General features: G+C 69.1%; 4 protein-coding genes. All 4 read left to right on the forward strand.

What is annotated here, in order from left to right:
• The first annotated feature begins 334 nt into the window (after positions 1 to 334).
• Genes RVF83_RS00765 through RVF83_RS00780 form a run of 4 tightly spaced genes read left to right on the forward strand, consistent with a single transcriptional unit; the run spans position 335 to position 16349 of the window.
• Complete coding sequence (locus RVF83_RS00765; RefSeq protein ID WP_005197645.1) at positions 335 to 14128, forward strand: non-ribosomal peptide synthetase; 13794 nt, start codon at positions 335 to 337, stop codon at positions 14126 to 14128.
• Entirely contained in the window at positions 14128 to 14385 is a 258-nt protein-coding gene (locus RVF83_RS00770; protein ID WP_005197647.1) for an MbtH family protein, read from the forward strand. The genes RVF83_RS00765 and RVF83_RS00770 overlap by 1 nt, the downstream gene beginning before the upstream one ends.
• The gene (locus RVF83_RS00775; protein WP_005197649.1) at positions 14363 to 15577 is read left to right on the forward strand and encodes an ATP-binding cassette domain-containing protein; all 1215 of its coding nucleotides are present in this window, start codon (positions 14363 to 14365) and stop codon (positions 15575 to 15577) included. The genes RVF83_RS00770 and RVF83_RS00775 overlap by 23 nt, the downstream gene beginning before the upstream one ends.
• Complete coding sequence (locus RVF83_RS00780; protein ID WP_005197651.1) at positions 15567 to 16349, forward strand: ABC transporter permease; 783 nt, start codon at positions 15567 to 15569, stop codon at positions 16347 to 16349. The genes RVF83_RS00775 and RVF83_RS00780 overlap by 11 nt, the downstream gene beginning before the upstream one ends.
• Positions 16350 to 16396: the final 47 nt, after the last annotated feature.

Genomic DNA, 16396 nt, shown 5'->3' on the forward strand with positions numbered 1-16396 from the left:
TTAGCAATCGCTCGAACCGGGAAAGACTTTCTTCGCATAGGACCCATCTGGACCAGTGCCCCACACGAAGCACTCCTGGGACGAGACCGGCCCGCACTGAGCGATTCAAACCGTGAGCGATCAGTACGGCCTTCTCCGTCCGGAGCGCAGCAAGCAGATCTGCGGCCGGCGGGGCACCCGACAAGTTGACGAGTCCGGGGGGATCTGCTTCGACCCGAGCGTGACCACATTCTTCACGCCATCGAGGTCCGACGTCCAGCACGACACGCGCGACCTGGCCTTCTCAGGACTTCGGTTCCCGACTGCCAGGCGCCCGTTCACAGGGGAGGCATGCGTGACCACTGAAGACACGATCCGGCACACCAGCCATATCGAGAGCACGTCCGACCCCGACCCCACGATCCCGATGACGGCCGCCCAGCGCGGCATCTTCTACGCCCAGGAGCTCGAACCCGATGTGCCGCTCACCATCGACGCGTACATCGAGTTCCGCGGCGACACATCGGGTTCCGACGGTGCTCCGGTCGACATCGATCCCGAGATCCTGCAGCGCGCGACGACTCTGACCGAGTTGGAAACCGAAGCCTCCATGCTGCGGCTGACCCCGACGGACGACGCCGAACCGACCCTTACCATCGACCGGTCGCGCAGATTGTTCGTCGGCACACAGGATTTCAGCGACGCCGCGGACCCGCGCGCGGCCGCGCTGGCCTGGATCGACGACCACCGGTCGAAGAGTCCGGACATGTTCTCCGATCCCCTCCTCGACACACACCTGCTCAGAATCGGTCCGGGACATTCGATCTGGTACTGCCGCGGGCATCACATCGGGTACGACGGTTATGCCGCCATGTATCTGATGCTCCGCGTCTCGTCGCACTACACGGCGATCGTCAACGATGCCCCGCCTCCCCTGGCGGACACCGCGACGATGGCCGAGATCGCCGCGATGGACGTCGAGTACCGAACCTCGGAGAAGTTCATCGCCGATCGGGAGTACTGGTCGCAGCATCTGGCCGAGCTGCCCGAGTCAGCCACTCTGACCAGGCGTTCCGGCCCGGCAGCGCCGCTGTCGAAGGTCAATTCGGCGACCCTTGACGATGACCTTGTCACTCGCATCCGCTCCCTGGCACGGACTCACCGGGTGCGGCCGGCGTCGGTCATCACCGCCGCCGTCGCCGCGTACGTCGCCCGGTTCACCGATCGTGACGAGGCGGTCCTCAGCCTTCCGGTCGCGGCACGCGACCGAGACATCCTGCGTACCTCCGCGGGCCTCATCTCCAACGTCGTCCCGCTGCGCGTCGCACTCGACGACAACGCCACCGTGGCCGATCTGCTCGCGGCCGTCAACGCGGAGATCAAGAGCGCCGTGCGCCACCAGAAGTACCGCCACGAGGACATCGTCGCCGACATCCTGGGGGCCGCCGGGGCCCGTCGCGGGTTCTTCGGACCGCTGGTCAACGTGATGCTGTTCTTCCAGCACATCGACTTCGGACCGATGCACGGTGAGCTCAACGTGCTGTCCACCGGACCGATCGAGGACGTCTCGGTCAACGTCTACGACAGCCTCGACGGCGGTATGAGCGTCGACCTGGAGGCGAATCCGAACATCTACTCCGACGATGAGATCGCCACCCATCACCGGCGGCTCGTCGAGTTCCTCCGAGCTCTCGTCACCGCCGCTCCCGACGCCCCGGTGTCCCATGTCAGCGTGCTGCGCGAGTGTGAGTACGCGGAGTTGTCGCACCACTCCACCGGCGCCCGCGTCGAACTCGGCGAGCGCACCCTGGTCGACCTGCTGGACGAGGCAGCCGCAGCTCATCCCGACGCACCTGCCCTCATCGCAGCGCACCCGCGGGATTCGACCGAATCCCGGCCGCTCTCCCAGGCGGAGTTCGCCCGGCAGGCACGGTCCATGGCGGCGGCGCTCCAGGATCGCGGCATCGGAGCGGAAAGCACCGTCGCCGTCCGGCTCCGCCGCAGCGTCGATCAGGTGCTGGCTCTGCACGCCGTCGTCCGGGCGGGCGCGGCCTTCGTCCCGGTCGACCCCGACGAGCCGGCGGACCGTCTCGAGCACATCCTGGCGGTGGCCGCCCCGGATCTCGTCCTCACCGACGAGAATCTGGCCGAGCTGCGCGCGAACCCCGCCCGACCGGAACCGGCGCCGGTCGCCGGCCCCGACAACACGGCGTACCTGCTGTTCACCTCCGGCTCGACCGGCAAGCCCAAGGGCGTGGCGATCACCCACCGTGCCATCGTCAACCGGCTCGGATGGATGCAGGAATGGTATTCCCTCACCGAGTCCGACCGCGTCCTGCAGAAGACCCCGGCCACCTTCGACGTGTCGGTCTGGGAGTTCTTCTGGCCGTTCGTCACCGGCGCCGCGCTCGTGGTCCCTTCCGCCCACGGGCACCGCGACCCCTGGTACCTGCGCGACGTGATCGACGAACACCGCATCACCACCGTGCATTTCGTCCCGTCGATGCTCACCACGTTCTCGGCGGCTCTCGCCGACGACTCCGACAGCCCCGGCGGCGCACACCGGCGCCCCACGACGACCCTGAAGTCGCTGCGTCAGATCTTCACCAGCGGTGAGGCACTGACGCCGGGCACGGTCGGTGCGACCGCGGCACTCACCTCCGCGCCGATCCACAATCTCTACGGCCCCACCGAGGCGGCCATCGACGTGACCCACCACGACGCCTGCCGTCCGGACGTCCCGGTCGTGCCCATCGGCCGACCGGTGTGGAACACCAGCGTCCACGTCCTCGACCACCGCCTGCGCCCGCAACCGCCCGGCGCGGTCGGCGAACTCTACCTCGGCGGGGTCCAACTCGCCCGCGGCTACCGGGCACGGCCTGATCTCACCGCGGCGCGATTCGTCGCCTCCCCTGCCGGAAGCGGCGAACGGCTGTACCGCACCGGCGATCTCGTCCGCATGAACGACGACGGTGAACTGGAATACCTGGGACGCACCGACTCCCAGGTGAAGATCCGCGGTCAGCGAGTGGAGCTCGGCGAGATCGAGTCGACGCTGGGTTCTCTACACGGGGTCGCCACCGCCGGTGTCGTCGTCCGCGACGATCTCGTCGTCGACGGACCCGTCCTCGTCGGTTACGTCAGCGGCACCGCCGACCTGCACACCCGCGAGCTGCGGAGCGAACTGGAGTCGGCGCTGCCCGCGCACATGATCCCGACGGCCATCATGGTGCTCGACGTGCTCCCGACCACCTCGAACGGCAAGCTCGACCGCCGTGCGCTCCCCCGGCCGGAACTCCGCACCGACCGCGAGTTCGTCGCCCCGGAAACCGCACTCGACCGGTTCGTCGTGCGCACCGTCGCCGATGTCCTGGGACTGGACCCTGATTCGACGGAGAGCGCGCCGATCTCGTTGCGCGACGACTTCTTCGCCATCGGCGGCACGTCGCTGTCCGCGACCCGGGTGGCCTCCCGTCTGTCGAAGGCGACCGGCCGGCGTATCGGTATCCGCACGATCTTCGACGCCGCGGACATCGGCGGGATCGTCGACGCGCTCGCCGAGCTGGGTGTCGGGGCCGACGATTCCCCGCAGAGCACCTCCGCCCGCACCGGTTCACCCGTCCTCGCCGACTCCCCGGTACCCCTGTCGCCGGCACAGCACCGGCTGTGGCTCGCCACCCGCCTCGATCCGGCCGGCGCGGCCACCTACAACATGCCCTTCACCGTCCGGCTCGTCGGCATGCTCGACACCGACGCCCTGCGGCAGGCCCTCACCGACGTCATCGTCCGCCACGAACCGCTGCGCAGCGTCGTCGTCGAGCGCGACGGCGTCGCCTTCGTGTCGCCGCGTTCGCCGGAGACGGTGACCGTCGACCTGCCGGTCCTGCGGGCACAGGACGTGCGCGACCTCCCCGACCGTGAGTTCGCCTCCCAGACCTTCGATCTCGGCGTCGACCTGCCGATCCGGGCGCGTCTCGTCCGTACCTCCGACGATGACCACCGCCTCACCATGGTGGTCAACCACATCGCCGCGGACGGATGGTCGTTGGCGCCCCTCGCCGGTGACCTGGCCACCGCCTATCGCGCCCGGCGCGACGGCAACGAACCCGACTGGGCCGCACTGCCCGTCACGTACTCGCAGGTCAGTGCGGATCGTCATGCCTGGCTGTCCGCGAGCAGCGGCGCCACGGCCGAACTCGAGTTCTGGCGGGCCACCCTCGCGGACGCCCCCGGCGAGACCGACCTCCCACTCGACCGCCCGCGTACCGGCCGTGGTGACGCATCGGGGGCGTCGGTGACCCACACCCTCTCACCCGACACGCACCGCGCCATCCGAGACCTGTCCGCCGCCACCGGCGCCACCGTGTTCATGGTGTTGCACGCCGCCGTGGCCACCCTGCTGCGGTCGTTGTCCCGGTCGTCGGACGTCATCGTCGGAACACCTGTCGCGGGGCGCGGGGACGCCGACCTCGACGGTCTCGTCGGCATGTTCGTCAACACACTGGCACTGCGCACGGCGGTCGACAAGGACGCCGCGTTCGTCGACCTGCTGGCGCACGTGCGCGACGTCGACCTCAACGCCTTCGACAACGCCGACCTGCCCTTCGACCGTCTCGTCACCGAACTCAATCCGGACCGGTCGTCGCATGTCCATCCGTTCTTCCAGGTGTCCCTCGCACTGGAGGACCGTTCGGCCATCCGCCTCGACTTCGCCGGGCTCTCGGCCACCGCGTCACGCGTCGACACCGGATACACCACCTTCGACCTCCAGCTGACTTTCACCGAGGTGCAGGACACCGACGGCGAGCCCGCCGGAATCTCTCTCGAGATCGGTTATGCCACGGCACTGTTCGACCGGTCCACGGTAACCGCGCTCTCCTCCCGCCTCGACCGCCTGCTCCAGGCGGCCACCGCACAGCCGAGTTCCGCGGTCGGCGACCTCCCGGTCCTCGATCTCCACGAGCGACTCGATCTCGTTCCCGCGGTCGGCGAGGGACGCCGACCCGTCGAGCATCTGACGACGCTGCTGTCCACGGCCGCCGCGTCGTCCCCGTATCGGATCGCCATCACCGATGGCACGCGGTCGCTGACGTATCGAGACCTCGATGCGGCGTCGAACCGGCTCGCGCGGTTGCTGATCGAACGGGGCGCCGGACCCGAACGTCATGTCGCGGTGGCGCTTCCCCGAGGCGTGGACTGGATGATCGCCATGTGGGCCGTGGCCCGGTCGGGGGCCGCGTGGGTGCCCGTCGACCCGGCCTACCCGGCGGCGCGTATCGCTCACATGCTCGGCGACTCCGGTGCCTGCCTGCTCCTGACCGACCGGTCCGCCGACCCGCGGACAGCACTGGCCGACGAAGCGGCAAGCAACCCCGGGCATCTCCCGCAAACTCTCGTTCTCGACGACGGTGAGGTCATCGAGTCGGTGCGCCGGATGTCCGCCGCGCCGGTGTCGTCCGGCGAACGCCCGGGCCCGCTCGACGTCGACCAGCCCGCCTACCTGATCTACACCTCCGGCACCACCGGCACGCCCAAGGGCGTGGTGGTCAGTCATCGCGGTCTCGCGGACTTCGCGGCGCAGCAGGTCACGCAGTACCGGATCACCCCCGACAGCCAGACCATGCACATGGCCTCGCCCAGTTTCGACGCGTCGGTGCTCGAGATCCTGATGGCGATCGCGGCCGGTTCGACGATGCACATCGTCCCGCCGGGCATCGTCGGCGGCGCCGAACTGGCCGAGCTGATGCGGGAAGGCCATGTCACCCATGCCTTCCTGACCCCGTCCGTGCTCACCACCATGTCGCCCGACGACGTCCCCGAACTCGAGGCCCTCGTGATCGGCGGCGAGCATCCGAACCCTGAGGTGGTGCGTACGTGGTCGAGCGGGCCGCGGCTGTTCAACGCCTACGGCCCGACGGAGACCACGGTCGTCGCGGCCGTGTCGTCGCCGATCGAACCCGACTACCGGACGCTGACCATCGGACGGCCCATTCGCGGCGTCTCCGCGCTCGTGCTCGACGAACGACTGCAGCCGGTCGCCCCCGGCGCGGTCGGCGAGTTGTACATCGCCGGTGAGCATCTCGCCCGCGGGTATCACGGGGTACGACCGCTGACCTCGAAGATGTTCATCGCCAACCCGTTCGGCGATCCGGGCGAGCGGATGTACCGCACCGGCGACCTGGTGCGTTGGACGCCCGATCACGAGCTCGAGTTCCGTGGCCGCGCCGACCATCAGACCAAGGTCCGCGGTCACCGTATCGAACTCGGCGAGATCGACGCCGTGCTCGTCGCCGACGCCGCGGTGCGTGCGGCGGTCACGACCACCCACGGCGAGGGCGACCGCGCTCATCTCGTCTCGTATGTGACGATGACTGACGGGACCTCCGACACCGCGTCCGACGTGCGTGAGCGTTTGTCGGATCGTCTTCCGCGGCACATGATCCCGTCGACGATCGTCGAACTCGACGAGATCCCGACGACACCGATCGGCAAGGTCGACCTGCGAGCGCTGCCCGCGCCGGAGGCCCTGCCGGCCGAGACCGGCGTCGTGTATGTCGCGCCGCTCACGCCGACCGAGCAGGCGGTGGCCGACCTCATCGCCGAACGTCTGGACCTCGAACCCGGTACCGTCGGCCGTCATCACGACTTCTTCGACCTCGGCGGGAACTCGCTGCTGGCGACCCAGATCGTCGGTGCGCTCGAGCACCTGACCGGTCACCGGATACCGGTGCGTGAGGTCTTCGACCATTCGACCGTCGCCGCCATCGCTCGCCTCGTGCCCGGACGGGACACCGAGCGAGCGGACAACGACGAGACGCGCATCCCCCGTCTCGTGCACGATCCCGACGCACCCGTCGAGCCCGGCCCCGCCCAGCAGCAGCTGTGGTTCCTCAATCAGCTCGCCGTCGGCGAGGCCGCCGATGGCGACGGCTCCGCGACAGCCGGTTACGCGATCGCGTTCGCACTCGATCTCCGTGGCCGGCTTGACGTGGACGCACTCGCCGCCGCGATCCGGCACACCGTCGACCGTCACGTGATGCTGCGAACCGTGTATCCGGACCTCGACGGCAGGCCTGTCCTCGATGTGCGCCCCGCCGACGCCGTGACTCTCGATCTCGCGGTCACCGACACCACGGAAGCGCAGTGGCCGGACCTGGCCCGTGCTCTCGCCGCTTGCCCGTTCGACCTGACCACCGACCTCCCGCTGCGGACCGCATTGCATCGGATCGACGGCGACGCCATGCACCACCGGCTGTCGATCGTCATCCACCACATCGCCGCCGACGGGTGGTCGATGATCCCGCTCCATCGGGACATCACCCGCACCTACGCCGAACTCCGTGAGGATGCCGCAGCGGGCGCGAAGCCCGTGACCGACGCCGCGATCGACTACCTCGACTACCTGCGGTGGCAGGCCGAGAACCTCGCCGACCACGGCGAGCTCACGGAATGGTGGCGGCGCGAGCTCGACGGGATCGACGCCGGTCCCATCCTGATCCCCGACGCCCCGGCCGGGCGGGCACGACGTGCCGAGGTCGTCGAGGTGGAGTTCGGCGCCGAGATCCGTCGCCGGCTGATGACCGTCTCCCCCGGTCGCGCAACCGAATTCATGAGTGTGCACGCACTGTTCGCGGCGCTGCTCCACCGTCTGCACGCCGATCCCGCCACCCATGTAGACGGCGCGGCCTCCGACATCGTCATCGGTACCCCGGTCGCCGGGCGCAACGACCCCCGGCTCGCCGGCGTCGTCGGGATGTTCGTGAACTCGGTGGTCTTGAGGACCCCGGTGGACGGTCGTGAGAGCTTCGCGACGCTGCTCGACTCCGTTCGACACCGTGACCTCGAGGCACTCTCGCAGTCCGACATGCCCTTCGAGCGGATCGTCTCGATGGTCAATCCGCCGCGTACCGGTCGGCATCCGCTCTTCCAGATCGCGCTCGCCTTCGACGCGCAGACGAGCGACGCCTCCACCGACGGCGGGGCATCGGGTCCGCTCGACGCCGGCTCCGGGATCCCCGACCTCCGAATCGACGCCGACGAGATCGACACCGGCGTGGCCCGTTTCGATCTCGAGCTGCGGATCCGGGACGGGCACGCACGGTTCACCTACGCCACCGACGTCCACACCCGCGCTCGCGTCGAGGCCCTGGCCCGGATGTTCGTCGACCTCGCCGACGCCGCGACGGCACACCCAGAGGTCCCCCTCGACGATCTCCCCCTGACGACGACCGCAGACCCGCAACCGGTCGGCGAACCCACGATCACACCGCGCCACCTCGCCGACATCATCACGGCCACCGCGCGTCGGTATCCCGACCGGGTGGCCGTCGAGGATTCCGGTCGCGGTCTGACCTACGCCGAGATCGACGAGATCTCGACGATCTGGGCGCACAACCTGCAGGCCTTCAAGGTGGGCACCGATGATGTCGTCGCCGTCGCACTCGAGCGCAGCGTCGAGTCGGTGATCGCGACCTGGGCAGTGGCCAAGAGCGGGGCCGCGATCCTCCCCGTCGACACCCGCTACCCCGCCGACCGGATCGCCCACATGGTCAGCGACTCCGGGGCCCGCCTGGGCATCACGTCAGCGGATCGGTTCGCGGAGATGCCGCAGGAGGTCTGGTGGGCCTCCCCCGGCATCCTTGGTGTCCCGTGGGAAAGCCCGACCCCGGATGCCGACGCACTCGCGGGTCCCCGCCACACCGACTCGCTCGCCTACGTGGTCTACACCTCCGGCTCCACCGGAAAGCCCAAGGGCGTCAGCGTGACCCATCGCGGGCTCGCCGCGTTCGGTGCAGCGCAACGCGATCGCTACCGGGTGGCGCCCGGGGACCGCACCCTGCACTTCGCCTCCCCGGCCTTCGACGCCGCGATGCTCGAGTTCCTCCTGGCCTTCGAGATCGGCGCGACGATGGTGATCGTCCCGTCGACGATCTACGGCGGTGACGAACTCGTCGACTTCATCGACGAGCACGCGGTCACCCACGCGTTCATCACCCCGGCTGCGCTGGCCACCGCCGCCCCGCATCCACTTCCTCTGCTGCGCACGCTGGGAGTCGGAGGCGAGGCCTCGACGCCGGAGCTGGTGGCACGCTGGGGAGCCGACCGCAGCTACATCAACTCCTACGGTCCGACCGAGACCACCATCGTCGCCGTCATGTCGCGGCCGCTCCGTCCGGGAGGGCCGGTCACCATCGGCACCCCGGTCACCGACTGCACCGCACTGGTCCTCGACCACCGCCTGCGCCCGGTGCCCGACCACGTGCCCGGCGAGCTGTACCTCAGCGGACCAGGCGTGGCCCGCGGATATCTCGATCGGCGGGGACCGACCTCCGCCCGGTTCGTCGCCCGACCCGACGGTTCGGGTGACGTCATGTACCGCACCGGCGACATCGTCCGGCGCGACGCCGACGGATCGCTGATCTACCACGGCCGCAGCGACAACCAGGTCAAGGTCCGCGGTTTCCGCATCGAACTCGACGAGGTCACGGCCGCGCTGAACGCCTCCGAGGGCGTCGACTTCGCGACGACGATCGTCCGCGGACAGGGGGCCGACGCGGTGCTGGTCGGGTATGTCACCCTCACCGATCCGACCGGCGCACCGGACACCGCTGCGATCCTGGACACCGTCCGGCAGCGACTCCCGCGCCACATGGTCCCGTCCGCCGTCGTCGTGCTGGACTCGATCCCGCTGACAGGCAACGGGAAACTCGATCATCGGGCACTCCCCGATCCCGCCACGACCACGTTGTCGGCGTCGGGCCGAGCTCCCCGCACCCCCGCCGAGAACGCCCTGACGCAGATCCTCGCCGACGTTCTCGATCTCCGTCCCGACGAGGTCGGGGCCACCGACGACTTCTTCCTCCTCGGCGGCACCTCGCTGCAGGCGACCACGCTCGTAAGCCGGATCAACCGCGTTCACACCGGCGAGCGCCTCCGGGTCCGGGACGTGTTCGACCATCCGACAGCCGAATCGCTGGCGCCGCTGCTCGTGCTCCCGGAGGATTGGGACGCGAGCGCGCCGGCCCAGGCCGGCGCCATCTCGGGGGCACCCGAACACACCGCGTCCGAACGGCTTTCGGCCCGGCCCGAGCGCTTCCCGCTGGCGCCCGCCCAACGTCGACTCCACTCGATGGCCACCGCGAACCCGGAATCCACGGAGTACCTGATGCCCTTCGTGCTGCGTCTTCGCGGAGAACTCGACGTGCCGGCGCTGCGCGGCGCACTCGTCGACATCGTGGCCCGGCACACCAGCCTGCGTACCGTCTTCGAACCCGGCGAGCACGGCCCCATGGGTCGAGTGCTCGACGACCCGGAGGCGGTGATCGGGGAGCTCACCGTGCAGTGGACGACGGACGTCGCCGCCGAGATCGCCCGGTCCGCAACCCGGTCGATGGATCTCACCCGGCGTGCTCCGATCACCGCAACACTCGTCGCGGACAGCTCGACCATCGGCTCGGAGACCGAACACGTACTCGTGCTCGTCCTGCATCACATCGCCGCCGACGGTGCGTCGTTGCCGATCCTCGTGGCCGACCTCACCCGGGCCTACGGCGAACGTCGACGCGGCCGTGCCGAGAACTGGCCACCGGCCGTCGTCGACTACCGCGACCACGCGCTGGCGAGTGCCGACGCCGAGAGTCTCGCCGACGACCTCCGCTTCTGGGAGGAGACCCTCGCCGATGCCCCGGCGGAGACCACCGTCGCGCCGCTGACGGATGACGCACAGCCATCCGAGTCCGGAGCGGGCTCGGTGAGTCTCGGGCTTCCGGCACACACGCGAGCGGGCCTGGTCGCCTTCGCCCGTGAGCAGTCGACCACGCCGTTCTCGGTGCTGCACACGGCGCTGGCGATCCTGCTGACCCGGCTCGGCCTCGGCGACGATCTCGTCGTCGGCAGCCCGGTCTCCAATCGCATCGGGCACGACGCCGACCAGGACTACAGCGGTGTGGTGGGCATGTTCGTCAACGTCGTGCCGTTGCGAACGCGTCTGGCGGCGGCCGACACGGTCGCCGAACTCGTCCGCCGGGTTCGCGACGCCGACGTCGACGCACTCGACCACCGCGGCCTGCCGTTCGACGACATCGTCGCGTCGCTGAACCCGCCGCGCACCCCCGGACGGCATCCGCTGTTCCAGGTCGCGCTGTCGGTCCACGACTACACCGCCGGGAACACCGGGGTTCCGGCCGACGGCCTGCCGGCGGCGACCATCGAGATGGATGCCGGACTCCGCGCGTCGATCGCCGAATTCGATTCCCCGGAAGCGAAATTCGACCTTCAGTTCACGCTCACCGGCATGCGCGACGGCGACGCCACACTCCAGGTCACCTACGACACCGCTCGATATCGCCGACAGGATGCCGAACTCCTGGCCACGCGCCTGATGCGGGTCGTACGAGGCATGCTGGGCGACCCGGGCCGCCCGATCGGCGACATCCGGATCACCGACCCGCTCGAGATCGCCGAGCGCACACCGTCACTCGGACGTCCGGCGCAGATGCCGACCACGCTCGACCGGTTGTTCGCGCAGGCCGTGCAACGCAACCCCGATGGTGTGGCGGCGATGGCGGGCTCGCCGGAGTCTCCCGAGACCATCACCTATGCAGAGCTCGACGCCCGTTCGAACCGGTTGGCCCGCGTCCTGCTGGGTCGCGGCGTCGGCGCCGCGGACGCCGAACACGTGGTCGCAATGGCCGTGCAGCGGTCGATCGAGTCCCTCGTGGCGATCTGGGCCATCGTGAAAACCGGTGCTGCCTATGTGCCGATCGACCCCACCTATCCCGCCGACCGGATTTCTCACATGCTCGGCGACAGTGGTGCACGGCTCGTCGTGACGACCGCGGCGGCCGGCGAATCCATCGCCGCCGGGATGGCCGGGGATCCGACACCGCTGCTGGTTCTCGACGACGCGTCGACGATGACCCGGCTGCAGCACTCGTCGCCCTCGCCGATCACCGATTCCGAACGCGGTTCGACGATCCGGCCCGATCAGCTCGCCTACATCATCTACACGTCCGGTTCGACCGGACGACCCAAGGGTGTGCTCGTGCCGCATTCCGGGCTGCGTCCGGTGCACGACGAACTCGCCCACCGGATGGCCCCGGGTCCGATGTCGCGGGTGCTGCACTTCGCGTCGCCCAGCTTCGATGCGTCGGTCCTGGAAATGCTGCTCGCCCTTGCCGGTTCGGCGCCGTTGGTCATCGTCGGTCCGCAGGTCTACGGCGGTGAGGCCCTCAGCGACGTCATCGACTCCGCGCAGGTCACCCATGCGTTCATCACGCCCGCGGCCGTGGCGAGCATGTCGCCGGCCGCGGTGCCCTCGTTGCGGGCGCTCGCCGTCGGCGGTGAGGACTACGGCGCCGACCTGGTCCGGCGCTGGGCTCCCGGACGCACCCTGATCAACGTGTACGGTCCGACCGAGACCACGATCATCATCACCGGCAGCGAATCCCTCACACCCAACCGTCAATTGACGATCGGCACGCCGAACAACGGAGTGGGCGCGCTCGTTCTCGACGAGCGTCTCCATCCGGTCCCGGCCGGGGTGGTGGGCGAGCTCTACCTCATGGGACCGCAGATCACGCGTGGCTACCATCGCCGGCCGGGCCTCACCTCGACCCGTTTCGTGCCGGCACCGATGGTGACCGGCCCGCGTTTCGCCGGGCGTCGGATGTACCGCACCGGCGACCTGGTCCGCTGGACCGAGGACGGGCGACTGGTCTACGTGGGCCGCGGCGACACCCAGGTGCAGGTCCGCGGCTTCCGGATCGAGCTCGGCGAGATCGACGACGCCCTGACAACCGAGCCGGATGTCGACTTCGCGGTGACCCTCGTCGACGGGACCGCTGCGGCGGCGAAGCTCCGTAGCTACGTCACCGCGACCGACGGAGCCGCACCGGACCCCGCCGATCTCCGACGCCGTGTGAGTCGCCGGCTCCCCCGGCACATGGTGCCGACCTCGGTGACGCTGCTCGACTCCATCCCGCTGACCCCCACCGGCAAGCTCGACCGCAAGGCGCTGCCCGCACCCACCGATGACGCCACCCGTCGTTCACCCGCCCCGGGTGGGGAGACGACGATCGCGCAGGTCTTCGCCGAGGTCCTGGAAGTCGCCCCGGACACGATCGGGGCCGACGACGGCTTCTTCGACCTCGGGGGCAATTCCCTACTGGCCACCGCCGTCACCGCACGCCTGACCGAACGGACCGGCCGCCAGGTGTCCGCGCAATCACTGTTCGGCGCGCCGAGCCCGGCGGAACTCGCTGCGGCACTGGGGATCGACGGGGCGGCGCCGACCGATCCGTCGCAACAGTCCGGCACTGCGGGGCTGGACATGCTCCTGCCGCTGCGTCGGCAACGCGGTGACACCACAGGGAATCCCGGCGAGCCACCGCTGTTCGTCGTCCATCCGGCGATCGGGCTGTCGTGGAGCTTCACCTCGCTCCTGCCCCATCTGCCCGCCGGCCGGGCGCTGTACGGACTGCAACATCCGGCGCTGTCCGGGAAGCGCTGCCCTCGCTCGATCGGCGACCTCGCCGCGGACTACGTGGCGCAGATCCGGACCGTCGCACCGGAGGGTCCGTACCACCTCGTCGGGTGGTCGCTCGGCGGACTCATCGCGCACGAGATGGCGGTGCAGCTGCGCGAGGCCGGCGATGAGGTCGCCCGGCTCGTCGTGCTCGACAGTTACGTCATCTCCGAGCGGCCGGACCTCGACGCGGAGGCGTCGATCACCGACCTGATGCGCGAGTTCGGTCTCGACCTCGACAGCGAAGACCTCTCCGGCACAGACGAACTCACCGTAGCCGATGCCCACCGCATCATCTCCTCGGTGGGCGGAGCGCTCGGTGGCCTCACGCGGGACACCCTGGGCACGGTCCACGAGGTGTTCCGCCACGCCTCACCGCTCGCGGAGAAGTGGCGGCCGCGTGTCTACGACGGCGACCTGACCTTCGTCACCGCCACCGTCGACCCTCAGCCCGGCGCGCCCGCCGTCGAGGCCTGGTCCTCGAAGGTGACCGGACGGGTCGTCGAGATCGAGTCGCACAGCACGCATGCACGAATGATGTTGCCCGAGCACGTGTCCGACTGGGTACATGCCATCGGTGTATCGCCGGGAGAACCGGCGTCCGCCACACGACAGGAGAAGTGATGACCAATCCCTTCGACGACACCGACGGAGTCTTCCGGGTGCTCGTCAACCACGAGAACCAACACTCGCTGTGGCCGGAGTTCGCACCCGTGCCTGACGGTTGGCGGACCGTCTTCGGCCCGTCCGGTCACGACGAATGCCTCGAGTACGTCGAACAGAACTGGCGAGACATGCGGCCCGCCAGCCTGATCCGGACGATGGAAAGTGCACAGGACGAGGGAAGCGAGGTCACCCGTGGGGCGACACAGTATCGCTGACGACACCCCTGACCGTGGGGCGTCACCGTACGCGCTGGAGCTCCGCGGGCTGCAGAAGACCTTCCGCACCGGATTGTTCGGCCGCGGCCCGCGGGTCCACGCCCTGAACGGCCTGGATCTCTCGGTCCCCACCGGAACTGTGCACGCCCTCCTCGGCCCCAACGGCGCGGGCAAGACGACCACGGTCCGCGCGGTGGCGACGCTGATGACCCCCGACGAGGGCTCGGTCGTCGTCGACGGTATCGATGCCATCGCCGATCCCGGCGCGGTCCGGAAGATCGTGGGGGTGTCCGGCCAGTACGCCGCCGTGGACGGGAACCTGACCGGTTTCGAGAATTTGCGCATGGTCGGTCAGTTGTACGGGCAACCGCGCGCGGTGGCATCGGAACGTGCCCGCGAATTGATCGCGGAGCTGAACCTCGAGGATGCCGCCGACCGGCCGATGCGGACCTACTCGGGCGGGATGCGGCGTCGCCTCGATCTCGCCGGCGCCCTCATCAACCGCCCCTCACTGGTGATCCTCGACGAGCCGACGACCGGACTCGATCCACGCGGACGACGCCAGATGTGGGAGGTCATCGCCGAGCAGGTCAGCTCCGGTGCAACGGTTCTGCTGACGACGCAGTACCTCGAGGAGGCCGACGCTCTCGCCGACGAGATCACCGTGATCGACCACGGCACGATTCGGGCCCAGGGAAGCGCGGCGGAGCTGAAGTCCGCCACCGGCGGGTCGATACTCACCGTCGAAGTCGTTGTACCCCATACGGACGACGCGGACGCGCGGGTCTCGGCTTCCCTCACCGACATCGGCGTCGGACCGGCAGAATACCTCGGATCGGACACCGACACCGGTTCGGTGCGCTGGTCTGTTCCCGTCGACGCCGGCACCCGAAGTGCGGTCGCGGCGGTCCGGGCGCTGTCGACGGCCGGCATCGAGGTCGTCGACGCATCCGTGTCGACACCCACCCTCGACGACGTCTTCCTGACACTCACCGATCGGTCCGGCGACAACACCCCTCCGGTCGACGAGATCGCCGACACGCCAACCGAGTCGGACATCACGTTCGCCGAACCGGACATCAATGGCAAGGCGGTCAACAGGTTTGCCGAGGTTGTCGTCGAAACAGACGACAACTTCGCGGACGTAACCGACATTCCGCCCAGCCGATCGGAGCGAGCCCGTGTTCACTGACACCGCAGTACTGGTCGAACGAAATCTACTGACCGTCAAACGTATCCCGACACTCCTCATCAGCGCGACGATCCAGCCGCTGATGTTCGTCTTCCTCTTCGCCTATGTCTTCGGCGCGACCTTCGGCGGCAGCTCGTACCGCGAGTTCCTGATGGCGGGGATCTTCACGCAGACCGTCGTGTTCAATGCCGCTTTCACCACCGTCGGTCTGGCCAACGACACCTCGGACGGGATCATCGACCGCCTCCGCTCACTGCCGATGACCCGACTGGGTGTCATCAGCGGCCGGGTCACCTCGGACATGCTCCTGGGCGCCGTCGGACTGGCGGTGATGGTCGCCTGCGGCCTGGCCATCGGTTGGCGGATCTACGGCAGCGCCGCCGACGCCGCGATCGCCTTCGGCATCATCGGACTCTTCGCCATCGCGATGGCCTGGGTCGGTGCCGTGAGCGGCCTGGCGGCGCCGAATGTCGAAGCGGCACAGAGTATAGGCTTCCTGTGGATGTTCCCGGTGACATTCCTGTCGAGCGCGTTCATCTCCGCGCAGAGCCTCCCCGGACCCCTGCGGACCATCGCGGAATGGAACCCGGTGACCGCCGTCGCGACCGCCTGCCGGCAGCTGTTCGGGAACGAGGCACCACCGATGTTCCCGACCGCGACCGGGTGGGTCGCCGACCATGCCGTGGGGTATGCGGTGGGCTCGTCGCTGGTCATCCTGGCCGCGTGCGTCCCTGTGTCCCTTGTCCTTTACCGAAGGTCAGCAAACCGGTGATTGCGGATCGCCGGAGAACTCCCGGCCATTCCGGTTACGGTGAAGAG

Source organism: Gordonia rubripertincta (assembly GCF_038024875.1).
Lineage (GTDB): Bacteria > Actinomycetota > Actinomycetes > Mycobacteriales > Mycobacteriaceae > Gordonia > Gordonia rubripertincta.

Excerpts from the sequence above, each read along its gene's own strand:
- RVF83_RS00770 (WP_005197647.1), top strand. The coding sequence starts at position 14,128 with ATGACCAATCCCTTCGACGACACCGACGGAGTCTTCCGGGTGCTCGTC.